The sequence below is a fragment of the Citrobacter sp. Ce104 genome, from assembly GCF_030334595.1.
In the GTDB taxonomy this organism is placed as follows: Bacteria; Pseudomonadota; Gammaproteobacteria; order Enterobacterales; family Enterobacteriaceae; genus Citrobacter; species Citrobacter europaeus.
In genome coordinates this window covers 446,174-469,255 of the sequence record NZ_JAOWDP010000069.1, presented here as the reverse complement: position 1 = coordinate 469,255, position 23,082 = coordinate 446,174, and the positions used below count along the sequence as shown (strand labels likewise).

Annotated in this window: 19 protein-coding genes; 9 read left to right on the top strand and 10 right to left on the bottom strand. The window is 52.9% G+C overall.

Translation table 11 applies throughout. The features are described 5' to 3' along the window. Position 1 precedes the first annotated feature (1 nt). The gene (gene patD / locus OGW16_RS24980; RefSeq protein ID WP_043016261.1) at positions 2–1,429 is read left to right on the top strand and encodes an aminobutyraldehyde dehydrogenase; all 1,428 of its coding nucleotides are present in this window, start codon (positions 2–4) and stop codon (positions 1,427–1,429) included. Between the two features lie 195 nt (positions 1,430–1,624). Here patD and OGW16_RS24975 read toward each other — a convergent pair whose 3' ends face one another. Beyond that, a complete protein-coding gene (locus OGW16_RS24975; RefSeq protein WP_286519215.1) occupies positions 1,625–2,749 on the bottom strand; it encodes a multidrug effflux MFS transporter in 1,125 nt (374 codons plus the stop codon). 98 nt (positions 2,750–2,847) lie between these two features. Between OGW16_RS24975 and OGW16_RS24970 the strand changes: the two genes are divergently transcribed. Beyond that, entirely contained in the window at positions 2,848–3,627 is a 780-nt protein-coding gene (locus OGW16_RS24970; RefSeq protein WP_043016263.1) for an AraC family transcriptional regulator, read from the top strand. Positions 3,628–3,746: 119 nt separating this feature from the next. Here the strand turns inward: OGW16_RS24970 and yncL are convergent, their stop codons facing one another. Beyond that, positions 3,747–3,842 carry a stress response membrane protein YncL gene (yncL, locus tag OGW16_RS24965; protein WP_071524268.1) on the bottom strand — a complete coding sequence of 32 codons (96 nt, stop codon included), beginning with the start codon at positions 3,840–3,842 and terminating at the stop codon, positions 3,747–3,749. Positions 3,843–4,034: 192 nt separating this feature from the next. Between yncL and OGW16_RS24960 the strand changes: the two genes are divergently transcribed. Beyond that, on the top strand, positions 4,035–4,208 hold the full coding sequence (locus OGW16_RS24960; protein ID WP_016153148.1) for a GhoT/OrtT family toxin: 174 nt from the start codon (positions 4,035–4,037) through the stop codon (positions 4,206–4,208). A 19-nt stretch (positions 4,209–4,227) separates the two neighbouring features. On the opposite strand, the gene OGW16_RS24955 is transcribed toward OGW16_RS24960, so the two are convergent. Genes OGW16_RS24955 through OGW16_RS24945 form a run of 3 tightly spaced genes read right to left on the bottom strand, consistent with a single transcriptional unit; the run spans position 4,228 to position 10,677 of the window. Continuing rightward, the gene (locus OGW16_RS24955; RefSeq protein WP_047411131.1) at positions 4,228–6,387 is read right to left on the bottom strand and encodes a virulence factor SrfC family protein; all 2,160 of its coding nucleotides are present in this window, start codon (positions 6,385–6,387) and stop codon (positions 4,228–4,230) included. Further along, positions 6,384–9,365, bottom strand: coding sequence for a virulence factor SrfB (locus OGW16_RS24950; protein WP_043017903.1), 2,982 nt, complete (start codon positions 9,363–9,365; stop codon positions 6,384–6,386). Before OGW16_RS24950 ends, OGW16_RS24955 begins: the two co-directional genes overlap by 4 nt. Before the next feature lie 4 nt (positions 9,366–9,369). Beyond that, positions 9,370–10,677, bottom strand: a complete 1,308-nt coding sequence (locus OGW16_RS24945) for an SrfA family protein (protein ID WP_286519213.1) — start codon at positions 10,675–10,677, stop codon at positions 9,370–9,372. 282 nt (positions 10,678–10,959) lie between these two features. On the opposite strand from OGW16_RS24945, the gene OGW16_RS24940 reads away from it, so the two are divergent. Both OGW16_RS24940 and OGW16_RS24935 read left to right on the top strand, forming a co-directional pair. Beyond that, on the top strand, positions 10,960–12,558 hold the full coding sequence (locus OGW16_RS24940; RefSeq protein ID WP_087050533.1) for an ABC transporter substrate-binding protein: 1,599 nt from the start codon (positions 10,960–10,962) through the stop codon (positions 12,556–12,558). Between the two features lie 17 nt (positions 12,559–12,575). After that, complete coding sequence (locus OGW16_RS24935; protein WP_043016267.1) at positions 12,576–12,809, top strand: YdcY family protein; 234 nt, start codon at positions 12,576–12,578, stop codon at positions 12,807–12,809. A gap of 57 nt (positions 12,810–12,866) precedes the next feature. Here OGW16_RS24935 and OGW16_RS24930 read toward each other — a convergent pair whose 3' ends face one another. Together OGW16_RS24930 and OGW16_RS24925 are read right to left on the bottom strand one after the other, a co-directional pair. Then, positions 12,867–13,316 carry a DMT family transporter gene (locus tag OGW16_RS24930; RefSeq protein ID WP_043016268.1) on the bottom strand — a complete coding sequence of 150 codons (450 nt, stop codon included), beginning with the start codon at positions 13,314–13,316 and terminating at the stop codon, positions 12,867–12,869. Then, on the bottom strand, positions 13,313–13,831 hold the full coding sequence (locus OGW16_RS24925) for a GNAT family N-acetyltransferase (protein ID WP_075146195.1): 519 nt from the start codon (positions 13,829–13,831) through the stop codon (positions 13,313–13,315). The genes OGW16_RS24930 and OGW16_RS24925 overlap by 4 nt, the downstream gene beginning before the upstream one ends. Positions 13,832–13,868: 37 nt before the next feature. Between OGW16_RS24925 and OGW16_RS24920 the strand changes: the two genes are divergently transcribed. Both OGW16_RS24920 and curA read left to right on the top strand, forming a co-directional pair. Next, positions 13,869–14,444 (top strand): helix-turn-helix domain-containing protein, encoded by a 576-nt coding sequence (locus OGW16_RS24920; RefSeq protein ID WP_047411144.1) that lies wholly within the window; start codon positions 13,869–13,871, stop codon positions 14,442–14,444. 58 nt (positions 14,445–14,502) lie between these two features. Beyond that, positions 14,503–15,540: an NADPH-dependent curcumin/dihydrocurcumin reductase gene (gene curA / locus OGW16_RS24915; RefSeq protein WP_080625207.1), complete on the top strand. Its 1,038-nt coding sequence runs from the start codon at positions 14,503–14,505 to the stop codon at positions 15,538–15,540. Between the two features lie 31 nt (positions 15,541–15,571). Here curA and pqqU read toward each other — a convergent pair whose 3' ends face one another. Next, a complete protein-coding gene (gene pqqU, locus OGW16_RS24910; protein ID WP_193144848.1) occupies positions 15,572–17,692 on the bottom strand; it encodes a TonB-dependent receptor PqqU in 2,121 nt (706 codons plus the stop codon). 258 nt (positions 17,693–17,950) lie between these two features. Between pqqU and yncE the strand changes: the two genes are divergently transcribed. Together yncE and OGW16_RS24900 are read left to right on the top strand one after the other, a co-directional pair. Continuing rightward, complete coding sequence (gene yncE, locus OGW16_RS24905; RefSeq protein ID WP_043016273.1) at positions 17,951–19,012, top strand: 7-bladed beta-propeller protein YncE; 1,062 nt, start codon at positions 17,951–17,953, stop codon at positions 19,010–19,012. 137 nt (positions 19,013–19,149) lie between these two features. Beyond that, positions 19,150–19,371, top strand: coding sequence for a YgdI/YgdR family lipoprotein (locus OGW16_RS24900; RefSeq protein ID WP_043016274.1), 222 nt, complete (start codon positions 19,150–19,152; stop codon positions 19,369–19,371). Positions 19,372–19,412: 41 nt separating this feature from the next. Here the strand turns inward: OGW16_RS24900 and ansP are convergent, their stop codons facing one another. After that, positions 19,413–20,855 carry an L-asparagine permease gene (gene ansP, locus OGW16_RS24895; protein WP_047411154.1) on the bottom strand — a complete coding sequence of 481 codons (1,443 nt, stop codon included), beginning with the start codon at positions 20,853–20,855 and terminating at the stop codon, positions 19,413–19,415. A 280-nt stretch (positions 20,856–21,135) separates the two neighbouring features. Continuing rightward, complete coding sequence (locus OGW16_RS24890; RefSeq protein ID WP_080625204.1) at positions 21,136–22,677, bottom strand: methyl-accepting chemotaxis protein; 1,542 nt, start codon at positions 22,675–22,677, stop codon at positions 21,136–21,138. Positions 22,678–23,082: the final 405 nt, after the last annotated feature.

Sequence of the window (23,082 nt, the reverse complement as noted above, 5' to 3'; positions counted from 1 at the left end):
TATGCAACATCAATTACTGATTAATGGCGAGCTGGTCAACGGTGAAGGTGAAAAGCAGCCAGTCTATAACCCTGCCACTGGTGAACTCATTCTGGAGATTGCCGAAGCCTCAGCCGCGCAGGTTGATGCCGCGGTACGCGCAGCCGACAGCGCGTTTGCCGCCTGGGGGCAAACCACGCCAAAAGTGCGTTCAGAACTGCTGCTGAAACTGGCTGACGCAATCGCCGATAACGCGCAAACCTTCGCAGAGCTGGAATCACTCAATTGTGGTAAGCCGTTGCACTGCGTCCTCAACGATGAAATTCCGGCAATTGTCGATGTTTTCCGCTTCTTTGCCGGGGCGGCTCGTACCCTGCAAGGACAGGCGGCCGGAGAGTATCTGGAAGGGCATACGTCGATGATTCGTCGTGATCCGCTGGGCGTGGTGGCCTCTATTGCACCGTGGAACTATCCGCTGATGATGGCGGCGTGGAAGCTGGCGCCGGCACTGGCGGCGGGTAACTGTGTGGTGATTAAACCGTCAGAAATTACCCCGCTGACGGCGCTTAAGCTGGCTGATTTTGCCAAAGATATTTATCCGGCTGGCGTTATCAACGTGCTATTTGGCCGTGGCAAAACGGTAGGCGATCCGCTGACCGGTCATGAAAAAGTCCGGATGGTTTCTCTGACAGGCTCCATTGCGACCGGTGAACACATTATCCAGCATACCGCGCCTTCGATTAAGCGCACGCATATGGAACTGGGCGGCAAAGCTCCGGTCATCATTTTTGATGATGCCGATCTGGATGCTGTGGTGAGCGGCGTGCGAACTTTTGGCTATTACAACGCTGGACAAGATTGTACCGCGGCTTGTCGAATTTATGCCCAGAAAGGCATTTATGACGCGCTGGTCGAGAAACTTGGCGCTGCGGTAGCAAGCCTGAAAATCGGCGCACCGAATGACGAATCGACCGAGCTGGGACCGGTAAGCTCGCAGGCGCATCTCGATCGCGTGACGAAAGCGGTCGATGAAGCCAAAGCGCTGGGGCATATCAAAGTCATCACCGGTGGTAAAAAAGTGGATGGCGCAGGCTACTACTTTGCTCCGACGCTGCTGGCCGGGGCAAAGCAGGATGATGCCATCGTGCAGCGGGAAGTTTTCGGCCCGGTGGTCAGCGTAACCGTATTTGAGGATGAGGATCAGGTGCTGGCGTGGGCTAACGATTCGAAATACGGCCTGGCATCTTCCGTCTGGACCCGGGATGTGGGACGCGCGCATCGATTTAGCGCTCGCCTGCAGTATGGTTGCACCTGGGTCAATACCCACTTCACGCTGGTTAGCGAGATGCCGCACGGTGGGCAAAAACAGTCTGGTTATGGCAAGGATATGTCGGTTTATGGACTGGAGGATTACACGATTGTTCGCCATGTTATGATCAAGCATGAGTAATTTCTTAAGCGCGAACGGTAAAGGGGGCACGGATAGCTAAATACTGGCAAACGTGTGTCTATACTATTCGCGCCACTGGCCTCGTCGCCATCGGACGGCGGTAAGTTGGAAATATCCGCGAGGTCAGGCTAATTGAAACAACAAAGCCCCAGCTTAATGTCGGGGCTTTGTGCTTTCTGGTGTACCGTCCGGGTATCAGCGGCGTAAGCTGCAAAGCCAGGCGAGTAGCGCACAGACGCTCAGAACCAGCCCCAACTGTTGCACCATGCCTGCCAACCCCAGCATCATTCCCAGTAACAGGTAATAGCTCAACCCGAACAACGCACCGGCAGCACCGGCTTGTTCACGGTAGTGACGCAGCGCCTGACTCAGCACATTAGGAATCGCGATCCCATAGGCTAACACCACGCCGAACACCGGCAACAGGATCCACGCGCAGTGCTGTAGCCACCACGCGACGAGACCTGACAACGCTGCCAGCGCACAGGCATAACGTACCAGTTGTTCCGGTGTAAGACCTGCCGTTAGCAACCTCCGGTTCAGCAGGCTACCCGACAGTGAAGCAAACGCAAGCAACAACCCCGTCCAGCCAAAGGCTCGGGAACGCCATCCTAATTGCCCGAAAAGAAACGGTGCCAGGCTGTAATAGCTAAACAGCATGGTATTTAACAACGCGACCAGGATGGCATTTTTCCACAGCTCACCGTCCCGCGCCATACGGGGAAAGAGCACCGTCATCCGTGGGCGGACCGTATTCTCCGGCCTTGTTTCCGGCAAAAGGGTTGCTGTCAGTATTAGCAGTAGCAGCGCCAGCAGCATAAGGGCAACAAATACACCAGTATGACCGTACAGGCTTGCCAGCCAACCTCCGCTTAGCAGGCCGAAAACCGGACTCAATGCCAGTGCGGCGCCCATCACAGAAAAGACGCGGGATAGCGCGGGTGATTCATAACTGTCCCTTAGCATGGTCTGTACCACCACTGACCCGGCAGCCGCTCCGATGGCGGAGACCATCCGTGCCAGCAGTAAAACGCTGAAGTCGGCGGCAAAAATGGCTAAGGCACAGCCTGTTCCATAACAAATAAGTCCTGCCAGCATAGCCCAACGTCGCCCGATGCAGTCGCTCAGCCAACCCCACATCGCCACACCGACGGCGAAGGCAGCAAAGTAAACGGAGAGTGTTTGAGCCGCACGCTCACTGCTGATGTGAAAAGCAGTGGCGATACCTGGCAGTGCCGGGCTGTAGATGGTTTCCACCAGTTGCGGGAACATAATCAGTAGCGTAAGAAGCCACAGCGGCGGGCGGCGAAGCGTATTCATACAATATCCAGAGAAACAAAACAGGCGGGCATTATTGCTGAAAGGGGTGTGTCTCATTACCATTATCAGGACATTAAATATCAAATATCGGACAGATAATGAAAATTGCGCCTGATGATGCTTTCGATGCGGATAGCTTTGACAAACCGGTAATCGGTATAGCCGCCGATATGGGGCTACATGATTCAGGACGGCACAGCCACCTTCGTCATCAGCTACTTTTTTCGGCTGCGGGGAGCATTACGATCGAGCTGGAGCAGGCTCTGTGTCTGTTACCGCCACGGCGTGCGGTTTGGATCCCGGCCGGGACGGTACATCGCGCCATAATGCGAGGGGGGATGGCTTATCGTTCTTTGTACTTTTCAACCGCATTGCCATTATCTGAGTTACCGCTGCAGATAGTCGAGGTTAACCCTCTCTTTTTTGAAGTGATAGAACGTATGGCTTTCTGGCCATGGGATATGCCAGCCGCGCAGCAGGCCAGCCTCATCACCGTTTTTTGTGAGGAAATACGCGCCGCCCGCAGTGAAAACTGGACGTTGCAGTTTCCCTCAGATCCGCGGTTGAACGTGTGGCTAGAGGGATTACGTATGGGCGAACTCCCACCGCGACTGAATCAATTGTCCCGACGGGTTGGGGCATGTGAGAGAACAATCGGTCGAATATTTACCCGGGATACCGGGATGAATTATCAGAACTGGCGGCAGCAATTCAGGTTGCTAAAAGCCATGGAGATGCTGGCGGATGGATGCCCTATTAGCCAGGTGGCGCAATATCTGGAGTTTGTCAGCGACAGCGCTTTTATCGCGTTCTTCCATCAACATACCGGCACAACGCCGAGCCGTTATTCGGGCAATATAATGCCGCAGAAGGATTAGGGACATTACATACTAAGGATAATTTACCCGGCGGCGGGAGAGTGGGAAGATCGTGCACTAATGGCAGAGAGAAGACCCCCTCTGCCAGCGGACGCTGCAATTAATCAACAAGAATCACATCAAGCAAACCAGCCGAACCTTGCGGAAATCAGACTGAAAAGTCCTACAGCAGCAAATATATTTATCAGCACCACAGTTTTACTGGAAACATTCATTTGTGCCACCTTTCGTTATAACCCCTATGGGTATAGTACGGGTTATAACTATCCGCAATAGTACGGATTCTGAACATAATGAAAACGGCTTGTTTTCCCGCTGTTTCCCTTAAAATAATTAATAAAACTTGATGTGGGTCATGAAAAAGAGCATATTGCGCGCGATTTTACCTTTCGGCCCGGACGCCTTACATGTCTCTGTACCAAAAAATGTTGGTTTTTTACGCGGTGATGGCCGCTATCACGGCAATCATCACCTGGTTTCTTTCCCGCGATAAAAAGCGAATTCGTTTTCTCAGCGCGGTATTAGTCGGGGCGACCTGGCCGATGAGTTTTCCCGTCGCGTTAATGTTTTCTCTCTTTTGATGACGGCGTTAACGCCGTTTCAGGAGGAAAACAGGGCATCTAATCGTTTTTTATCGGCTTCGCTGACATCCTGCGGATGCTGATATCCCACGTTTTCATTGGCGCGGGTATACAACGCGACCAGCCAGTCGTAAACGTACCGGCTTGCGCCGTGCGAAGGTTGTTCATCCAGCTTCGTCAGGCGTAACATCGGCTGTTGCTTCGGCGCGCTAAAAATAGCCGATCCTTTTTGGATCCTGCTGGCAGGACGCTGTTCTTCGGCGACATTGGCAAATCCAAGCCAGGTAATAAAATCACCAATATCGGCGTGAAGCTGCGCGGCGCAGACGTTTTCTCGCTGCATAATGCGCTGTAAGCGTTGCGGCATCTCCAGGCGATAGCTGGCGGTGACGAGGATATCGGCGACCTGCCTTAGCGTACGCGGTTCGAGACGTAAACGACGGGCATTATTTTCATCGCGACACCACTGGCGCACGTGATTAACCCACATTTTGTGCGCCTGATAACCGCTCTCTTTGCTATCCGGTGAGAGCGGTGTGTCACGCACCTCGGCAAACAGGTCAATCTCCTCATTAAATAACCCGCTTACCTGTTCCTCGCGTGGCTGCTGAACCCGCAGCAGCGACTCAAAGAGACGCATCGGCGGGAGCAAACCATCCAGGAGTTCACCATGCTTTGCCGCCTGAGCTTGTAGCTGGCGGATCACCCACTCATTGCCTCCAGATTCGGTCTCAACGGGATTAATCCAGCCGATCAGGGTTTCGCGTACGCGCTGCTGGTGCTGCTCACGCAGGGAGGTCAATCTGGCCTGACGCTGCTGTGGCGAAGTTGCCTGAGTCAGCCATTCGACAAGGCGTTGTAAGCTATGTTTATCCAGCGCCTGCAGCGTGCCCCAATGTAGTCCGGGTTTGCCCATTAATTGCTGCACGGACTCATCAAGATTTTGCTGGGTGCTAAAGCGTGCATCCTGCGGGGTAATGGCCCAAACCACGCCCGGTAATGCGGCATCATGGACAGGCTGAGTATCGTTAACCCAGCCCAGTAGCTTGCGGGTGATAGCAGGCGTCTGGGAACGGGTCGATACCGCATTACAGATTAAGAGCACATCCGGTTGCAGATGCTGGCGATAATATTCCAGCATCCAGCCTAATTTGGCCTGCCACAGCGGATGGGAATGCGCATCCGGGGCGAGGGGGATATCGAGCAGATCGACATTCTCCAGTACGGCGTCTTCAACCGTCAGGACCAGTTCGCGCGTCAGCAGCGCCAGTGACGCCTGGGAGAGACTGACCGCATTGAGCAACTGATGGTTTTCAATGGGATGAACCACCACATCGCTCTGCGCCTCATTGCCAGTCAATGCCACCTGAGTCAGGAAACTCTCGGCAGGTAAACCAAAATGGTCAACCAGCAGGCTCAACGGAGCCGCCAGTTCCTGCGCGTTCCCGGTTTGTTGCAGCGTATGCGCCAGCGCCAGCCACTGCTGCGTGAGCTCTGGTTGTTCTCCCCACAGTAACGCCCAGGCGTTTGCCCGGGTCGTCAGATCCAGTGCCGGCAGCAGTGTGGCAAACTGATGCCAAAGCGCATCGTCGATTTGCTGCTGGTTGGCTGGCACGCTGGAGCGCCAGAAACGGCCAATTGCTGCAACATCGTGTGCGGTAATTCCCGGTACCGGATGACGCTGACGCAGCGTCTGCCATTTTTCCAGGCGCGCCTCAATAATCGATTTCTCAACCTGGCGGTTGTCCGGGAGGGCGCAAAACTGGGTAATAAAAAGCTGTACCAGTTCGGCTTCACTGAGTAATCGCAGACGCAACGGCCATTCACTATCGAGCGGATTTTCATCACGCGTAAAGCGGATCGCCATATTGGTTGGCGCATGGCCAGGATTAATATGCGAAAAATAATCAAAACTGCGATCCGGGGTAACGATATTCACTTTGCCATTGGCATTGCTGCACAACGCCGCGAGCAGGTGTGCTTTTGCCGATTGCGAATGCCCGTATAACCCAACGCATCCTTGCGATGAAAAGGTCGTCTTCAGAGCAGCTTCATTCACGGCGGCGAGGGTGAGCTGCGCCAGCAGGGCATCGGCTTCATCATCAAGACGCGCCGAACGTTGACGGGTATCAGCGACCCATGTGATGGCGGCCTGCGCGGTGTTTAACATCTTACTCATTTCAGGTACACGCTCCCGCTATCAATCCAGTAATGGCTACCGCTATGGCGACGGTCTGCCAGCGTATTCAGTTTTAACGTTAAGGCATTGGCGGCAACGGGGGTGCCATCCTGTAACCAGGCATCGCTCAGCACGAAGAATTCCGGGCCGTTTTCTTTGCTACCGCCGCGTAGCTGCAGCCGTACATTCAACACGCCATCTCCGGCGATGGTTTTTGCCAGTTCGGCAGAATTTATGCTGAGCGTATACAGCGGCGTGGCAGGCCAGCGGCTGTTTGCCAGTTGGCGGAAACCTAACGTCACGTTGCCACGTAATGGGAAGTGCAGGCGGGCATCCAGCTTCGCGCCGGGTTTATCCAGATCGATATCGTGATACCAGATGTTCTCATCGCGCAGGGTATTGACCGTATTATCCAGCACGCCGAGATAACGTACGGTCGAGTAAGCGCCGATGTCGGCAGCTTTAAAGTTAAAGCGCGGCAAGCGCAAATCCAGCGCCAGGCTGCACAACATAGCACCGACTGCCGCGGTGGATTTAGGGTTACCAATCCGCCCCTGTTGACTAAACGGATACCACTCATGTACGCGGTAGTTATCCATCCAGATCATACGATTAACCGGAACGGGCTGCAGATGGCGGATCAACGCCTGTACGCCCGGTAAACAGGCGGGTCTGCCTGTTACTAATAAAATATCGCAGCGATAGTGTGAAATGGCCTCGCAGACCGCGTGTAGCGGAGAGGTCAGGGTAAATTGCCCCGCCAGTAACGCCTCTTGTAACTGTCTGAACTGCACCTGTAGCGGTACACTCAGGACATCAAACGCTGGCGATCCTGCTGGCAACGCATGATCGATAGCTTGCTGAATGTAATTCATTACATTGCGCGTGGGTTGCTGGCTCAGGAGTTCGCCAAAGGTGGCATGCAGCCCGGCTACCGGATCGTTAATATCGCTTTGTTCCCAGGCTGAGAGTACCGCATGACCGAGCGGCATAAAGAGCTGTAATGCCGTTTGTTGACGCAGAATCGCCTGGGTGTCGATACGCCCGGAATCGCCAAATAGCGTGGCCAACAATGCGGCGGCATCGGTCACGCCAGCCTGTTGTAAGCGGGTTTGCAGCGCGGGCAACACGCAGCGCTGAATCACGTCCAGCAGCATGTCGTCGCCCGCGACCTTAAAACCTTCACGGAACAGCAGATGCGGGGTAATTTTGACGTTCGCGCCAACGCCGTCATCAAGCTGATAATGGACGACGGCCATATCCGTTGTCCCGCCGCCGATGTCGATCGATGCCACGCGCAACGCTCGGCCTTTAGTCTCACCAGGCTCCGGCAAACGGTCCGGGCGGGCCAGGGCGTTAAAGAATGATTCGGTGTGACCATCGTAGTGAGAGATAGCTTCGTTATACAGCCACACCAGTTGCCCACAGCTGGCCTCATCCCATTCCATCTGGATCTCCGGTACGGGAACCACGCTCTTTTCCTGCTGCTTACGGGTCGTAAAATCTTCATCCTGCGGATGCCAGCCCATCGCTTTCCAGACCAGCGCAATAGCTTCAAACATGCGCAGGCGGAAAATCTCGCGCTCCTGTTTGGGCATCGCCGACGGCAGAGTCAGGATCAGCGTCCGCAACTGACGAGGAGACGCCGGGAATCCGAGGCGCAAACGCGTCGCCACGCTGTTGATTTGCCCCAGCGCCTGGGCCAGTATTTCGCACAGCATATGCGTCATCAGCGTGCTGCGACTGTATTGCGGTGAGAACACTGGCAGACGATCGTCCTGCGGCAGACTGAACAGCGGTTGACCGTCATCGTTCATCAGGTTCATCAGCGGGAAGGCGGTAGCCAGCGGTTCGCGCTGGGTTTTGCCATTCATCTGGCTAAAGCGCCAGTCATGCAGTACCGGCGTTTCATCCCACAGATAACGCCGCGGACTGGAGATCCCACTGCTGCCTTCGGTGCCCATGCGCTGCATCGCCAGCTTTCGGGCTTCGTCGCCAACGCGAACAATCGACGGCCAGATAAAGGCATCATCACGACCGCTCTCAACGGAAAAGTGCTGCTTGCCAAAACGGGCTTCGGAAAACTCCAGCCGGCTGGTAAACAGCGGATCGTTAAGGAACTGTGGCTCGCTTAAGGAACGCACCTGCAATTCAGCGGTCTGGCGTAGTCCGTCATTGGCATCGCCGTGATCTTCAATCAGGACGCCACAGGTATGGGTATTACCGATATCCAGGATAAGATCGACCGGAATGGCGGGCGTGCTGAGGGTATGGGTGACCAGTTTCACTTCCGGGACAGAAAGCTGCTCGCCTAACAGGGTCAGAACATTCAACCAGTGCGCCTGGTATTCAAAGTTACGCAGCGCCTGCTGGATCTCTTGTTCAGAGCGATTCTCATGTTGAGTGACATGATGCATAAAGGATTCGCGCAACCAGCCGTCAATCCAGGTCTGGTCGAGGAAATCAGCAATTTCGTTGTCATGCCAGGCTAGCGCAAACCGTGTACCGTTTAGCAGGTCATTTTCGTTGGGGGTTAATGCCGCAGGGGCATTTTCAGTGAGCTGGCTGTCCAGCGCCACGGTAACGCGGTGAGTGTTGCCCGCGCTGTCAGGTTGCGCCAGTTTTCGTACCTGTACGCGCGCCCAGTTATCCGGGCCTTCAACAAACGTTCGCGGCGGGTTAAAGCGCAGGAACGGCAGCGGCAGCCAGACGCCGTCGAGCACGTCCAGGGAATAATGCAGCATTTGGGTGCTTTCCGGCTTTACGACTTCGGGCTGACCGCCGGTGCTGCCTGGCAGGGTATAGCGTCCCGTTGTCAGATCGAAGTCCAGCCGTAGCAGGGGGCCGTTGGCCGTTTTGCGCACAAAGCGGCCATGATGCGCAGACTCCTGCGGCGTCAGGCCAAAATCCAGAAATTGCACACCGCTATTGGCGATGAGCGTCACGCTCTGTTTGTAGTCACACAGATTCACCAACATAAAATCAGGCACCTATCTTTTTGATCGTCAGAGGGATTTCCGCGTGAGCGTCATATCGTGCGGTACAGGCGGCGACGTCATTGGTTCCCGCTTTGCAGGTAATTTCAGGCATCGGATAACGAGAACCGTCCGTACAACGGGCATTGCCGCGACTCTTAATCATTAATTCACCTGACTGGTGCAAACCGGAGAAAATCTCGGCGCGACAAACAATATTGTCGCCATGAACCACGCGCGCAGTGCCTTTATTGGTCTGGATCTGATAGCGCAGCGACGGCGCTTTACCGCTGACCGGATCTTTAACATCAACTATGACGCGCCAGCTGCCGTTAAGAAAACGCGTCGTTCCAGCCTTCATCTGGTTGGCGTCCATCACCAGCGCATCTTTTGGAATAGCGGCGATCACAACCGGCCCTTCGACGGGTTTCTCTTTTTTCGCAGCCGGGATCACTTCAGCCCGATGCAGCGGCAGTGCCGATGTCAGTTCTGGCAGCGGCGCCACATCGGCTTTCGCAACCTCGCCGTGAGGAACTACGGGTACGGGCTCGGCGGTTTGTTGCTTCCACAGCAGTGGTCCAATAATGGCGGCAACGATCACTGCGGCAACGGGCAGGCTCCACAGTGGCAGGCGGCGTGCGGGCTTTTTCTGTACCGGCGGCGGTGTAACTTCAGGTTCGTTAACAACGACCGGGGGTTGAGGTTCAGGCTCTGCCGGTTTAGGCAGCTCAACGACCGGGGTCAGCAAAGGCGCGTCGGCCTCGGCGAAGGTGATTTCCGCGGTGGTTTCTTCTTCCGGCTCAGGCTCTGTTACGGTGACGACCGGAGGATTATCAATAAGGCGCAGGCAATCAAGCACATCGTCGCGAGGATTTTCATTCAGATTGACGAAGCCCCAGAACGTAATAACGGGTTTGCCATCAACCAGAAACACGTGGTTTTCACCAGGAAACTGGATGGCTTTTTCGAGCAGTGAGCCAAATAGCTGCAGGGAGGTTTTACCCGATTGCAGGCTTTTACGGCTCAGGGCCGCCGCATTTTCCAGCGTGCTCCCCAGATAGCGCAGCGCACGAAAACGTGCCTCTTCATCAGCGGCTTTCCACGCAACGGCTTTCCCTTCAACCGGCGAGTACCAGTCCACCCGATCGCCGCTGTCGTTAATTTGTGGGATCGCCAGACAATCCACCATCGCCTGCTGTTTGCGTAGACGAAGCGTTTCACGAATTTGCAATGCTGAATCAAACACGGCCTGACCGCCGCCGCCCACGGCCTGATAGTCATCCAAATTGCCGCTGCGCAAGAGAGTTTTTGCCACGTTGTTACCCCTTAGACTTCTTCACGTATCTACTTTACGTTTTATAAAAACGAGCAAACGGTGGAAGAGAGGCAAAAAGGGGCGAATTTTCATGGCATAGAGTGCCGGGAAAAATCTTGACGTTTTGAAAAAGACTTAAGGGAAATTAATTCGCTCAGGCTGATGAATTATTCAGCGAAATACACCAGATTAGAATAACCTGATAGTGATTTGTTATTGGTCAGTTTTTGTCAGCTATGCTCTGATATTCCAGTTAATAATAAAATAAGAAGGCTTATAACCATGATTGCAAGGAAAACGTTACTCGCGCTGGCTCTCAGCGCCGTCTTACCGTCAGGCGCAGCGTTCGCGGCCAATACTGACACCATCATCTACTGCTCAGAAGCATCGCCGGAATCTTTTAACCCGCAAATTGCCAGTTCCGGTCCATCGTTTGTGGCCAGTTCACAAGTGCTCTACAACCGACTCATCAACTTCGACCCGGTAAAAAATACGCCAGTACCCTCTCTGGCAACGGACTGGACGATTTCCCCGGACGGTAAAACCTACACTTTTACCCTGCGTCAGGGCGTAAAATTTAACAGTAATAAATTCTTTAAACCGACCCGCGACTTCAACGCTGATGACGTGATTTTCTCGGTATTACGGCAGAAAGATGCCGATCATCCGTATCATAAGATTTCTCAGGGAAGCTACGAATACTTTAACGATGTCGGTCTGGATAAACTGATTAAAGAAGTTAAGAGGGTCGATGACTATCACGTTCAGTTTGTCCTCAATGAACCTAACGCCGCATTTCTTGCCGACTGGGGAATGGATTTTGCCTCCATCCTCTCTGCCGAGTATGCCGAGGCGATGTTGAAAAAAGGTACCCCGGAAAATGTCGATAACTGGCCGATTGGCACCGGGCCATACGTGTTGCAGCAGTACAAGCAGGATTCGCAAATCCGCTATCTCGCCAACCCGAACTACTGGGATGGCGCTGTCCCAACGAAGCACCTGATCTTCTCCATCACGCCAAACGTTCAGACCAGATTGGCAAAACTGCAAACCAATGAATGCCAGATAATCCCGGCGCCAGCCCCCGTACAATTTGACGAGATTAAAAAGAATAAAGATTTGACGCTGCATTCAGTTGAAGCGCTAAACGTCGGGTATCTGGCGTTTAATACCGAGAAAAAACCGTTTGATAACGTGCTGGTACGTCAGGCGCTAAACTACGCGACCGATAAAAAGGCCATTATTAACGCTGTCTTTTTAGGTTCCGGTACGGTGGCAAAATCGCCGATTCCACCGAATATGATGGGCTTTAATAAAGATCTGCAGGATTACGCTTACGACCCGCAAAAAGCGAAAGACCTGCTGAAGCAGGCTGGGCTGGAAAATGGCTTTGAAGCGACGCTGTGGTCAATGCCGGTTCAGCGCCCATATAACCCGAACTCCCGACGAATTGCTGAGATGATCCAGAGCGACTGGGCAAAGGTTGGCGTGAAGGCGAAAATTGTGTCGTACGAGTGGGGCGAATATCTCTCCGGAATGCGCAAAGGTGAGCATGACACCGCGCTGTTCGGCTGGATGTCAGACAACGGCGATCCGGATAACTTCGCCGATGTACTGCTGGGCTGCGACAGCATTAAAACCGGATCTAACGCCGCGCGCTGGTGCGATAAAGAGTATAATTCGCTGGTGCAAAAGGCGAAACTGGTAAGCAAACCAGAGGAACGCGCCGCGCTTTACCAGCAGTCGCAAGAGATTTTTTACCAGCAGGCTCCGTGGATTGCGTTGGCAAACGGCAAAACGTTCTACGCTACGCGCAGCAACGTTAGCGGATACAGCGTCAGCCTGATGGGCAGTGATTTTTCAAAAGCAAAATTAAATTAATGAGTTAAGGAGAGGTTATGTCGCATCTGGATGAGGTTAGCGCACGTGTTGATGCCGCCATTGAAGAGAGCGTCATTACGCATATGAACGAATTGCTGATTGAACTCAGCGATGATGCCGCGCTGAGCCGGGAAGAACGCTATACCCAGCAACAGCGTTTGCGTACGGCGATCGCACATCATGGCCGTCAGCATAAAGAGGATATGGAATCCCGTCGCGAACAGTTGACCAAAGGCGGCTCTATTCTCTGACTTTTTGTTGCCTCTTATCCGGCCTGCATGCACGTTTCGTAGGCCGGATAAGCGTAATTAAAATGAGCGTCTCGCCACCAGCCAGGCCCCGACGACCAGCAGCACCGCGCCGCAGACTGGCCCCACCAGCGCTCGCAGCGGCACGCCGTGGCTGCGCAGAATATCCAGCACCAGTCCGCCGATTAACTGGCTGGCCACCAGCACCGCGATAGTGGTCGCAGCCCCCACATTTTGGTACCCACTGATACTGGCAAAAACAAAGAACGATCCCAGTAATCCGGGGATTAGCGTCCACCAGCGTACGCTGGAGGCCAGCTCACCAAATCCCGCCGCACCTTGCTTAAACCACAGTATGCTGACAAACAGCACGATCCCGACCAGCGAGTTAAGCAACATGGCGATGAGGATCGTCGAGGATGTCTGCGTAATGCGTACCATCAAGGTATTTTGCACCACCAGACCAATACCTGCGGCAATCAGAAAGGAGAGGGTCAGCGTCTGGTTCATCTGCTGGCATCCGGATCGCGGCGATCGTCTAATTGTAATTGCATGAAGGTCAGATCCAGCCAGCGACCAAATTTGGTGCCAACCTGCGGCATTTGCGCGGTAATTTTAAAACCCAGCGTGCTGTGCAGATGTAGCGACGCCTGATTCTGAGACTCAATGCCCGCCACCATCACGTGCTTGCCGCACTCGCGCGCTTCTGCTATCAGTCTGCTGAGCAGCGCTCGCCCCAGGCCCTTTCCCTGATGATCCGGATGTACGTACACCGAATGTTCAACAGTATGACGGAATCCATCAAAGTTTCTCCAGTCGCCAAAGGAGGCATATCCCGTGACCACGCCACGATCTTCACTCACCAGCACCGGATAGCCCATCAACCGGCGGGCTTCATACCAGGAGATACGGTTTTCGGCATCGACGGTTTGATCGTTCCAGATAGCCGCCGTATGCAGTACCGCGTGGTTGTAGATTTCTGCAATGGCGGCACAGTCTTCTTTGCTGGCAAATCGAATTGACATATTGAACCTCAGGGATTGTTCACTATAGTATTACAATATGAATACTATTGAAGACAGCATAAATCAACGAATCGGAGCAAGAATTCGCATTGAGCGGGAATCTCGCGGCTGGTCACTGACGGAACTTGCCGAGCGAGCAGGGGTGTCGCGGGCGATGATCCACAAAATAGAGCGCGGTGAGAGCAGCCCAACGGCCACGCTGCTGGGCAGGCTCTCCGGAGCCTTTGGTATCAGCATGTCCATGCTGATTGCGCGGGCCGAAATGCAGGAGGGCAAGCTGCTGCGCTTTGCTGACCAGCCCGTCTGGCACGACCCGCAAAGCCACTATCTGCGCCGCCATGTTTCACCGCGCAGCGATCTGCCTATCGATCTGGTGCAGATAGAATTGCCTGCCGGTAGCGATATCCCAATGCCAGCCTCTTCCTACGTGCAGGCCAGACAGCTTATCTGGCTACAACAGGGAGAACTCGTCTTTGTAGAAGGAGACGTACGTCATGAAATGCAGGCGGGCGATTGCCTGGAACTTGGCCCGCCGAATGACTGTCGATTTATCAATGAAACCGCGCAACCCTGCGTTTACCTGGTTGTGCGGTTAAATCATGCCGTCAGCTAAATGGCAGGCACAGGCTGCTACTATTGATGGATTCATGCCAAAAGCAGAGGAGCACATCATGGGTCAACAGACTAATCGTAATCGTCGCTGGGTACTGGCTTCCCGCCCGCATGGCGCGCCGGTTGCGGAAAACTTCCGTCTTGAAGAAGATGAGGTGGCAACGCCGGGTGAAGGCCAGGTTTTACTGCGTACCGTTTTTCTTTCCCTCGATCCGTACATGCGTGGCCGTATGAGCGATGAGCCATCTTACTCCCCACCGGTAGAGATTGGCGGCGTTATGGTGGGCGGCACCGTAAGTCGAGTGGTGTCATCCAACCATCCTGACTACCAGCCTGGCGAGTGGGTGCTGAGCTACAGCGGCTGGCAGGACTATGACATCTCTGATGGTAGCGGTCTGGTGAAACTTGGCGAAAATCCCGAGCATCCCTCCTGGGCGCTGGGTGTTATGGGGATGCCCGGTTTTACCGCTTATATGGGGCTGCTGGATATCGGTCAGCCGAAAGCGGGAGAAACGCTGGTGGTAGCCGCCGCGACCGGCCCGGTTGGCGCAACGGTAGGGCAGATTGGTAAGCTCAAAGGCTGCCGGGTGATCGGCGTTGCTGGCGGGGCAGAGAAATGTCGACATGCCACCGAAGTACTGGGTTTTGATATCTGTCTCGATCACCACGCGCAAGATTTTGCACAACAGCTGGCAAAAGCCTGCCCGCAGGGTATTGATATTTATTACGAAAACGTTGGCGGTAAGGTATTTGACGCAGTCCTGCCGTTACTCAACACCTCTGCGCGCATTCCGCTTTGCGGACTGGTCAGCGGTTATAACGCCACATCGCTTCCGGCAGGACCTGACAGATTACCTTTGCTGATGGCAACGCTACTGAAAAAGCGTATCCGCATGCAGGGCTTTATTATTGGTCAGGATTACGGTCACCGCATTCATGAGTTTCAGCGGGAGATGGGGCGCTGGGTTAAAGAGGGCAAAATCCATTACCGCGAGCAAATCACCGACGGTCTGGAAAATGCACCGCAGACTTTTATCGGTTTGCTGACCGGTAAAAACTTCGGCAAGGTGGTTATTCGTCTTGCCGATGATGCGTAAAAACTGATGGCGGGAGTCATTCCCGCCAGTTTTACTCAAAATGCCAGGCCAGATTAATACCTACGCCATAGTTTCGTCCTGGCGCCGGTTCGTAGTATCTGCCATTTGACTCATTCACAATCACCGAGCCGACATAAGTTTTATCGAACAGATTATCTACCCGACCGAACAGGTCTACCATGAGACTGCTGTAATAAAATTTATAACCGGTATTCAAGCCAACAACGGTATATGACGGGGCTTTCGCCGTATTTTCATCATTGGCCATAATGTCGCCCATATAACGAACATCTGCTCCCGCATACCAACCTTCATCAGGAACGTAGCCCAGTGACGCAAATCCCATGTTTTGCGCTATGCCGGGCAGTCGGTTGCCATTGCAGTTTTGATCCCCACAGACGTTGCTGCGGTAGGTGGCATCCAGCCAGGTCCATGACGCTTTTGCGCGCCAGTTTGCGGCAAAGCGTTGGTCCCAGGATAACTCGCCTCCCTGACGGCGAGTTTTTCCGGCGTTTTTATACGTTGTCCGTCCGCCGTTGCTGCTGTCAACGACGATTTCGTCGTCCGTGTTAGTCTGGAACAAGGCCGCGGCAAACAATCCATCGCCAACACGTGTTTTGCTACCGATTTCAATGGTGTCATTTGTGGACGGCTGTAAACCAAAATTCATGCCGCTTTGGCTGTCGGAACGGTAGGACAGTTCGTTGATGGTGGGTGTTTCGAACCCGCGACCCGCGGCCAAATAGACGTTCCAGGCATCGGTGATGGCATATTTTAACGATCCGGCAGGCAACCATTGGTGATAGCTGGCGTCACCGCTGTCATCTCCGTTACCGGGCGTAATATAGCGATCGTTAGAATCAAACCACACTGAACTGTAACGAACGCCGGCATCCAGTGAGAGTTTCTGCGTTAATTGCCACTGGGTTTGCAGATAGGGGTCGACATTCCACATCAGGTTACGTTCGTTACGGCGTAAGTCGCCTTTCTGCCCATACTCCGGCACGCCATCATCAAGACGGAAGTTATTGTAGCCTTTACGGTTTTCGCTCATGTTTTCATAATTCAGACCGGTGGTGAAAGTCACGGGTATGCCCAGCTCACCCCGATGAGTCCAGCGGTTGTCTATCCCCTGATAATGACGTTGCAGGGTAATGACGCCTCCCGCATGAGACGGTTTTAACTGTGGAGCCATCGGGATTGACTGATACTGAGTGGTTTCACGTTCCCCCGCATAGGTCATGATGCTGATATCATCCTGCGCGCTAAGCTGGCGTTCATAGCGCAATCCCGCCTGGGTCTGCTTGATGGTTTTTCGCGTATCGAATTGCTCAGCGCGGGGCGATTGCTGCGGATCGACCTGCCATTCCGACTCGGTAAGACCGCCGGGATCGTCGGCTTTACTGTCTACACTATTGAAAATCAGAGTCAGTTTGCTCGCATCGTCAATGCGCACGCCAAGTTTGGCATTGGCCAGATTTTTTTGCGCGCTACTGTGATCGCGATAACCGTGGGTGGTAAACCGGGTGGTTGAAACGGTGTAATCCACATCGCCTTGCTGAGTACCATCGCCCAGAGCTCCCGTTGCTTTTAACCCGTAGCGCCAGGTGCCAAAACTGCCGTAATAACTACTGGCTTCAATGGTTGGCGGCTCATGTCCCGTTTCAGTACTGACATTCATTACTCCGCCGGACGCATTGCCATACAGAGCAGAGAAGGGGCCGCGTAAAATCTCAATGTTTTGTACGCTGCTAATGTCGATATTGGATGTTTGACCCTGTCCATCCGGCATGGTTGCTGGAATACCATCGACGTACAAACGAATACCGCGGATACCATAAGTGGTTCGCGAACCAAATCCACGAATCGATAGCTGGAGGTCCTGGGCGTAATTCTGTCGGTTTTGTACCTGTAGCCCCGGGACGCTGGTCAGGGATTCAGACAGGTTAATGCGCGGCGTTGCCAGACGCATATCCTCCCCGTCAACAACGCTGACGGCAGCAGGAGTGTCCAGCTCAGAAACGGACTGTGGCGTCGCACTCACGATCAGCGTTTGAGCGTTTATCTCACTTTCTGCCAGGGCAAAAGGCGAGAAGAAGGCAGGCAATAAAGAAACAGGAACAACAGTATAGCGGGCTGAAAAAATCGTCATGAATAAGGCCAGTTATGATGCTTACGTTGAAAAACGAACGGTAAGCATGTGAATTTTTTTATAAAAGATGAATTTTAGCGCTGCGTAATTGCGGTAATTTTTCGGGCAATGAAAACGATTGTAGTCAATATGTGAAGAAGTGCTCCACTTTGCGATGAATAATGATTACTATTCTCATTCCTAAAAAAGCAAAACCATGATTTTGCTCATTGAAGCTATGTGAAGCAGTAACAAACGAATTTATCAAAGGGAGTCGTCATGTCTTTACGTCATCTGTTTTCACCGCGTCTGCGTGGTTCTTTACTGTTAGGTTCACTGCTCGTTGCATCATCTTTTACTACGCAGGCTGCAGAAGAACTGCTGCGCAAAGCCGTGGGCAAAGGTGCCTATGAAATGGCATACAGCCAGCAAGAGAACGCACTGTGGCTGGCGACCTCACAGAGCCGCAAACTGGATACCGGCGGGGTGGTTTATCGTCTTGACCCGGTCACCCTCGAAGTGACTCAGGTTATTCATAACGATCTCAAACCGTTTGGCGCCACCATCAACAACGCCACGCAAACGCTGTGGTTCGGCAACACGGTAAACAGCGCGGTAACGGCGATGGATGCCAAAACCGGGGCGGTGAAAGGACGCCTGGTTCTTGATGCGCGTAAGCGTTCTGAAGATGTTCGCCCGCTGCAGCCGCGTGAACTGGTCGCCGATGATGCTACCAACACCGTATACATTAGCGGTATTGGTAAAGAGAGCGTGATTTGGGTGGTGGACGGTGATGCTATTAAACTGAAGGACACCATTCAAAATACCGGTAAAATGAGCACCGCTCTGGCTGTCGACAGTAAAGCTAAGCGCCTGTACACCGCCAATGCGGACGGTGAATTCATCACCGTCGATACTACCACTAACAAAATTCTCAGCCGTAAAAAGCTGCTGGATGATGGAAAAGAGCATTTCTTCATCAACCTGAGCCTGGACACCGCGGGCAACCGCGCCTTTGTCACCGACTCTAAAGCGGCGGAAGTGCTGGTCATCGACACCCGTAATGGCAACGTTTTGGCAAAAGTCGCTGCGCCGGAATCCCTGGCCGTACTGTTTAACCCGGCACGTAATGAAGCCTACGTGACCCATCGTCAGGCCGGCAAAGTGAGCGTAATCGACGCAAAAAGCTATAAAGTCGTTAAAACGTTCGAGACCCCAACATTCCCGAACAGCCTGGCGCTCTCCGCCGATGGTAAAACCCTGTACGTCAGCGTGAAACAAAAATCCACTCGCGAGCAGGAAGCCACTCAGCCGGACGATGTTATTCGTATTGCGCTGTAATATAAATGGAGGGGGAAACCCCTCCTGTCATTTCTCTAAACCCCACGATACGCCTCGTTACACCCCGCCAGTAGCCTCACCCACTTCAGGGACTTACACTACGCCCTCAACGGCTAACTGAATAACGCAGGAATACCATGAAAAAGCCACTTATCTGTCTGTGTGCAGGCGTGATGCTGTTTACCCTGGCAGGATGCACCACCGATTACGTCATGACGACGAAAAGCGGACAAACCATCACCACCCAGGGTAAGCCAAAACTGGATAAAGACACGGGAATGACCAGCTATACCGATCAGGATGGGAATGCGCGGGAAATTAACAGCAACGACGTTGCGCAGTTGATTGAAGCGAACTAAAAAAGAAGGCCTGAAGGGGTAACCTGTCAGGCCTTCTGCCGTTATGGCGCGGTGCGGTGGATTTCTGCAACGCGTTTACGAACGCCGAACCAGCCCGCAACCAGCAGGATAGCAATCAGCGGTAATGAGGCGATGGTATAGGTGCCGTTCGGATAATCAAACGCCATCAGCACCAGAACGCTCAGCAGGAACAGCAGCGTTAACCAGGAGGTAAATGGCGCGCCCGGCAGTTTAAAGCTGACGTCTGCCGTTTTGCCTTCTTTTATGGCCCGGCGCAGACGCATCTGACAGATCATGATAAATCCCCACGACGCAATAATGCCTAATGACGCGAAGTTCAACACGATCTCAAATACCTGCGACGGCACCAGATAGTTCAGGAAAACACCGACGACATACACGACCAGCGTGGCGAGGATCCCAGCCCAGGGCACCTGTTGACGACTCATTTTAGCCATAAATTTCGGCGCCGATCCGCCCATCGACATGGAACGTAAAATACGTCCGGTGCAGTACAACCCTGAATTAAGGCTGGAAAGCGCCGCGGTGAGCACCACAATATTCATGATACTGCCAATGTACGGCACGCCCAGTTTGGAAAAGAAAGTAACAAACGGACTTTGCCCCGCCTGATAGGCGTTCCATGGCAATAACAGAACCAGCAGTACGACAGAACCCACATAGAACAGACCAATACGCCAGATGACGCTATTGATCGCTTTCGGCACCATCGTTTGCGGATCTTTGCACTCACCGGCGGCTGTACCCACCAGTTCAATAGAGGCGAATGCGAAAACCACACCCTGTACCAGAACCAACGCAGGCAGCAGGCCATGCGGGAAGAATCCGCCGTTGTCGGTAATCAGATGAAAACCCGTGGCGTTACCGTCCAGCGGTTTTCCGGTGCCTAAAAAGACGGTACCCACTACAAGGAAAATGACAATTGCCAGCACTTTCACCAACGCAAACCAAAACTCCATCTCTGCGAACCATTTCACGCCGATCATGTTCATGGTGCCGACAATGGCCAGCGCGCCGAGAGCGAACACCCATTGCGGTACATCACCAAAGGCGCCCCAGTAGTGCATATACAACGCCACCGCGGTGATATCGACAATACCGGTCATCGCCCAGTTGATGAAGTACATCCAGCCCGCCACGTAGGCGGCCTTTTCGCCGAGAAACTCACGGGCGTAGGAGACAAAACTGCCGCTGGAAGGGCGATGTAAAACCAGCTCGCCGAGCGCGCGCAGTATAAAGAACGAAAAAATACCACACACCAGATAGACCAGCGCCAGAGCGGGGCCGGCCATCTGCAAGCGTGCGCCAGCGCCTAAAAACAGCCCGGTACCAATTGCGCCGCCAATGGCGATCATTTGTACCTGTCGATTGCCCATCGCTTTGTGATACCCCTCTTCGTGGGCATTCAACCAGCGTCGTTTCGCCGCATGTTGCTCCGCGGCTTGCGTGTTGTTTGTGTTCATTACGATTCCTGTTGACCTGACAAAAATACAAAATCCTTTTTGCCGCACCAGTTGCGGCGAAAACAGCCTTACCCTTCATGGTGTTACGGAGTAAAACGGCCGGCCGAGCATCCTACATTCAATTGATCGGTTCCGCAAAGCCCCGATAACAAGAATTCAGCATTTTTATGCAGCCACAGCTGGTGCGGTGTGGCCTCGATTCAGCCAATAAAAGAGAAGGGTGTTAATACATGGAGAGGCGTGCGCTTATCGAGACATTTACCCGATAAGCGCTGCAACGTTATGCTGATACGCCAAAGACCTGAACGGCCTGCTGTAAGCGCGATGAACGCTGGGTCAGATCGGCGGTAGCATCGGTAACGCGCTCCACCATCTCGGCATTATTGTGTGTCATGGTGCCAACGCGTGAAATCGAATCGTTAATCAGATCCAGCGCCTGGGTTTGCTCGCGCGTGGCCAGACTAATGTCTTTGATCATCATCGACATCTGCATTACATCGCCAATCATCCCGGTGAGATGCGTTTCCGTTTGCTCCACCATTTTGACGCCGCTGTTAACGTTAGCGACATTCTTCTCAATAAGCTGTTTAATCTCTTTTGCCGCCGACGCCGAGTGCTGCGCCAGATTGCGAACTTCTGCCGCGACAACGGCGAAGCCGCGCCCTGATTCCCCGGCTCGTGCGGCCTCAACCGCGGCATTGAGCGCCAGAATATTGGTCTGAAAGGCGATGCTGTCGATAACGCCAATGATGTCGACGATCTGTCCATTGTCACGCGATATCGCCTGCATCATGGCGATAGTTTGTTTCATGATATCGCCACCTTCTGCTGCGTTGGCGCTGGTTTTATCGGCCATAGTCATAGTATGTGCCGCGGTTTCAGCGGTTTGCTGTACCGCACTGCCAATTTCTTCGATGGCTGCAGCCGTTTGTTGCAGGTCGGCAGAGGTTTCTTCTGAACGCTTATGCAGCGCTGTACCTTCTTTTGATACCCGCTGACTGATAGCGCGAATACCGGTTATTTGCTTACTGACGTCATCGACCAGAGAATTCAGATTAAGCCCGGATTGATTAACCAGACGCATCAGCATTCCGATCTCATCCACCCGATTTAAATGACAGTTATCAGGTTTTCGCCCCGATACCACTTTCTTCATTTGCGTCAGTAGCGTATTAACTGGCTGACAAATTTGATACTTAAGGTAAATAGCAAGCATTAGAAATAAGAACAACAATCCACCCGCCTGAATAAATGGATTGACAGGGGCGAAGATAAATAACAAAGCGAACAGGGAGATTACCCCTAAAGAATAATTGACGCGCTGACTAATACTCAACCATTTAAACATTGATGCCCATGACAATATGCCGCGACGAATCATAATGCCCTTAAAAAGTTGAAATCCTTTAAGCTGCTGATTATTAATTTTTTGATATAAGCTTTCGCTTTGAGTTATTTCATCGCGCGAAGGAACGGTACGCACCGAGATGTAGCCAGTGAGCTTTTCATTGTGCCAGACCGGCGTAACGTTGGCGCGAACCCAGTAATGGTCGCCATTCTGCCGGCGATTTTTCACCATCCCTGTCCAGCTGTCTCCCTGCTGTAGCGTGTACCACATATCGGCGAAAGCAGCCGGAGGCATGTCGGGATGGCGAATAATATTATGCGGTTCGCCCATTAACTGATGTTCGTCAAATCCACTGGCATCAATAAAAGCAGAGTTGGCGTAGGTAATATGACTTTCTTTATCCGTCGTTGAAAGCAGCGTCGCTTTGCCGTTAAGTGTGTGCTCAATTTGTGTAACGGGCATGTTACTTTTCATAGAGGCCCCATGATGGTATGTATAATCCATACAAAAATCCCCGCAATAAAATCGGGGGATATTAAAAAGCTGTTTTAAACCGTTTTAATAAGAAACGCTGCATTCTCTACTAATCATCATTGCTGTGGAAGTATTTAAATTTAAAAAAACTAGGTGAACTATTCATTCAGCGTCATAAAAGTGAAACATTTAATACAACCGCATAACGTTGCAAGTCGTTTAACCTGACTTAACGTAAATCGCGCTAAAAAACGTTTTCGTAAAAAGAAAACTGGTATGAAATTATTTTGATGCTATTTCTGTGAAACCAGCAACCCTATTATATTTTGTAGGCCATAAAGTCCGGATGTGTTCCGCTGAGTGTTCCGACCAGTAAAGCAAGCCCCTGGTATTATCCCTGATGGC

What these genes read in the sequence shown, in the direction of transcription:
- OGW16_RS24960 (WP_016153148.1), top strand. Translation starts at nt 4,035, where the DNA reads ATGTCTCTGTACCAAAAAATGTTGGTTTTTTACGCGGTGATGGCCGCT.
- OGW16_RS24970 (WP_043016263.1), top strand. Translation starts at nt 2,848, where the DNA reads ATGAAAATTGCGCCTGATGATGCTTTCGATGCGGATAGCTTTGACAAA.
- OGW16_RS24930 (WP_043016268.1), bottom strand. Translation starts at nt 13,316, where the DNA reads ATGAACCAGACGCTGACCCTCTCCTTTCTGATTGCCGCAGGTATTGGT.
- yncL (WP_071524268.1), bottom strand. Translation starts at nt 3,842, where the DNA reads ATGAATGTTTCCAGTAAAACTGTGGTGCTGATAAATATATTTGCTGCT.
- yncE (WP_043016273.1), top strand. Translation starts at nt 17,951, where the DNA reads ATGTCTTTACGTCATCTGTTTTCACCGCGTCTGCGTGGTTCTTTACTG.
- OGW16_RS24900 (WP_043016274.1), top strand. Translation starts at nt 19,150, where the DNA reads ATGAAAAAGCCACTTATCTGTCTGTGTGCAGGCGTGATGCTGTTTACC.
- OGW16_RS24975 (WP_286519215.1), bottom strand. Translation starts at nt 2,749, where the DNA reads ATGAATACGCTTCGCCGCCCGCCGCTGTGGCTTCTTACGCTACTGATT.
- patD (WP_043016261.1), top strand. Translation starts at nt 2, where the DNA reads ATGCAACATCAATTACTGATTAATGGCGAGCTGGTCAACGGTGAAGGT.
- OGW16_RS24940 (WP_087050533.1), top strand. Translation starts at nt 10,960, where the DNA reads ATGATTGCAAGGAAAACGTTACTCGCGCTGGCTCTCAGCGCCGTCTTA.
- OGW16_RS24955 (WP_047411131.1), bottom strand. Translation starts at nt 6,387, where the DNA reads ATGAGTAAGATGTTAAACACCGCGCAGGCCGCCATCACATGGGTCGCT.
- OGW16_RS24925 (WP_075146195.1), bottom strand. Translation starts at nt 13,831, where the DNA reads ATGTCAATTCGATTTGCCAGCAAAGAAGACTGTGCCGCCATTGCAGAA.
- OGW16_RS24890 (WP_080625204.1), bottom strand. Translation starts at nt 22,677, where the DNA reads ATGAAAAGTAACATGCCCGTTACACAAATTGAGCACACACTTAACGGC.
- ansP (WP_047411154.1), bottom strand. Translation starts at nt 20,855, where the DNA reads ATGAACACAAACAACACGCAAGCCGCGGAGCAACATGCGGCGAAACGA.
- curA (WP_080625207.1), top strand. Translation starts at nt 14,503, where the DNA reads ATGGGTCAACAGACTAATCGTAATCGTCGCTGGGTACTGGCTTCCCGC.
- OGW16_RS24920 (WP_047411144.1), top strand. Translation starts at nt 13,869, where the DNA reads ATGAATACTATTGAAGACAGCATAAATCAACGAATCGGAGCAAGAATT.
- pqqU (WP_193144848.1), bottom strand. Translation starts at nt 17,692, where the DNA reads ATGACGATTTTTTCAGCCCGCTATACTGTTGTTCCTGTTTCTTTATTG.
- OGW16_RS24950 (WP_043017903.1), bottom strand. Translation starts at nt 9,365, where the DNA reads ATGTTGGTGAATCTGTGTGACTACAAACAGAGCGTGACGCTCATCGCC.
- OGW16_RS24935 (WP_043016267.1), top strand. Translation starts at nt 12,576, where the DNA reads ATGTCGCATCTGGATGAGGTTAGCGCACGTGTTGATGCCGCCATTGAA.